Annotated in this window: 2 protein-coding genes and 1 pseudogene; 1 reads left to right on the top strand and 2 read right to left on the bottom strand. The window is 39.3% G+C overall.

Going from position 1 to position 2,285, the window contains the following annotated elements; all coding sequences use genetic code 11:
• Positions 1-222 (bottom strand): helix-turn-helix domain-containing protein (locus HP456_RS22995; RefSeq protein WP_172255401.1); only part of this gene is annotated, 222 nt, incomplete at its 3' end.
• Between the two features lie 440 nt (positions 223-662).
• Here HP456_RS22995 and HP456_RS25210 point away from each other — a divergent pair.
• Positions 663-860: pseudogene (locus HP456_RS25210) on the top strand (hypothetical protein); the annotation flags it as partial.
• A 5-nt stretch (positions 861-865) separates the two neighbouring features.
• Here HP456_RS25210 and HP456_RS22990 read toward each other — a convergent pair.
• The coding region (locus HP456_RS22990; protein ID WP_216663402.1) for a dockerin type I domain-containing protein at positions 866-2,285 on the bottom strand (1,420 nt) is incomplete at its 5' end.

The following is a 2,285-nucleotide window of genomic DNA, read 5'->3' as shown; positions in this document are numbered from 1 at the left end:
CCATTGATCAAGTAAGCGCTCAAATTTCTGAAGCGCTTGCATTTCTTTTTCAAGGTCAATCCCCAGTTTCTTACTTAGCAATTGTGTGATTTCAGGGGAATATTGGGTGTTTCCACGTTCAATTTTACTAATATGTGTAACAGAACATATCCCTTTTCCCAGTTCTTCTTGTGTTAGTTCATTTTTCTCTCTATAAAACTTTATAAGGATTCCTGAACTCAACATCATCACTCCCAACTAGTTTTTTTACTAAAGATTTATCCATTTTTATCATCTTACCTTTTCTATCTCCATTTAAATAGTGTTATTTTTCTATATATTCTTGTATTCAAATCAATGTAGAGTGTATTTTTTCCAACCAACGTACTAAGAAAGGGGCTGGGACAAAAGTGTTTTTTCCTAAGAAAAACCCGAACCAAACTGCCTTTTAACAGGCAAATTAGTTCGGGTTTCTATTTTATTCAATGTACACTTAAGTTTTAGCACTTTCCAGCGGTTGATTGGAGCGCAAGACGAAGACTCCTGCGGGAAGAGTAGCTTATTAGAAAAGCCGAAGGACTTTGCTCAGAGGCGGGTGGCATAAGACGAATCGTCCTGGAAGGCGCACTTTGCCTTCTTGGTCGGTTTGGCTTATGTCATGTGCCTCTGAGCCCTGCAGCTAGACAAGTGAGACCCCACAGGAGCGAACGCGACGAGGAAGCTCACTGGCTACCCGCGGAAAGCGAAGTCTTGCACGGAAATCATTAGCGGTATTAAGAATATACGCTGAAATTGTTCGTCTTTATGTCGTGGTTTATTCGTTTTGTCCCAGCCTCTTTCTTTCGGTTGATTTCGACGATCAGCATGAGGTTATGAAATGATACGGTTAAGGATTAATTCCCAATTCATCTTTAATCGTGTCTATCGTTTTGCCATTCACTTCAGATTGAGGATCTGGTGTATCAAGAACAAAGTCGTTTTCTGATAAATAATACTTTTCAAGAAAAGTAAAGTCTTGTTCATCCGTCGTACCATCAAAGTTTATATCCGTATTTCGATAGTCTGTTCCCCAATGCTCTTGCAGTAGTAATGCATCATGGATATCTATGGTATTATCTTTATTAATATCACCCGGCTTCGAAACAGCTGTTCTATAGGAAATCCATTCTCCTATATCGATACCATTCTCTTCGCGACCAACCTCAAGGGGGGTATATGTTGTATAATGTCCTGGGATATCGATGATCATAGTATATTTCTTCTCTATTATTGGGAGTTTATCGAAATAAATTACTCCATTTGGTTCCAATCTCGCTGGATAAATGGCCCCTTTTGTATCTTTTAATTGAACAGTTGCTCCTACAGTCGAGTAATCCCTACTGTGATCCATTCCACCTTTGTCTGTAAGCAGTCCTTCTGCACCTAAATATCCCGCATCCACCTTTGAAAACGCTGGATAAATGGGGTGAAGTCCGATCTTCGTTTGAATTCTGGGACCATGATTCACCTGCATGGTAGAGTTACTGAATAGTGGAGAATATACATTTCTAAACTCATCTGCACTGGTATCTGCTACGACCTCAAATAAAACAACATCTCCAGAGACTCCTTCGTCAGGAATAGTAATATCGATGATCGTCTTGGTAGTTCCTGGAGTAGTCGTTGTCTCTACTAATTTTGAACCTTCTGGCAGATCAGCCCCTAATTGGAAATCAACAGAATCATCAAAGTATTTATTTTGATAATAGAAGGTCATAGATAAATGCTGGGCATTTTTTAAATTATTTGCATAGAAGGTATACTTGATTTCGTCACCCATTTGGTACGACTCTTTATCTGGTTGTGCATATACAAACTGTGATCCTTCATTTACATAATAAACAACCTTTGGCATTGCCGTATTTCCTGCATAATCGGCTCCAAGATATTGCATTTCCCTTATGGAGTTTGTTCCAACATTTAACTCTTTTGAAAACTTTCCATTTTCATCTACTTCAAGTTGGTTGTTCGGTCCTGTTGGACCATACCATATGTTGTTACTTGCCGGAGTTAGTGACATACCTGCTTTTTGGGTTTCACTCATTTCCGGATCCACCAAAGTACCTGATATTGTTACTGTATCTTGGCCATTTGGCAGTTCAACAATTGGAAGATCTCCTTTCGGCAAGGCATTTGTCTCATCAAAAGTAATCTTCGGCGCGTCATTATCAAGGCTAATAGTCGACGTTTTAGCAAACTGTCTGCCATCTTTCGTCGTACCGATCATTTTGACTTCATATATGCCATCTTCTGCCCTTATTCTTGTA

The sequence above is a fragment of the Bacillus haikouensis genome, from assembly GCF_013179555.1.
Taxonomy (GTDB): Bacteria; Bacillota; Bacilli; order Bacillales; family Bacillaceae_B; genus Rossellomorea; species Rossellomorea haikouensis_A.
Note: the sequence above shows the minus strand (reverse complement) of the source record. Positions and strands in the feature narration are given on the sequence as shown.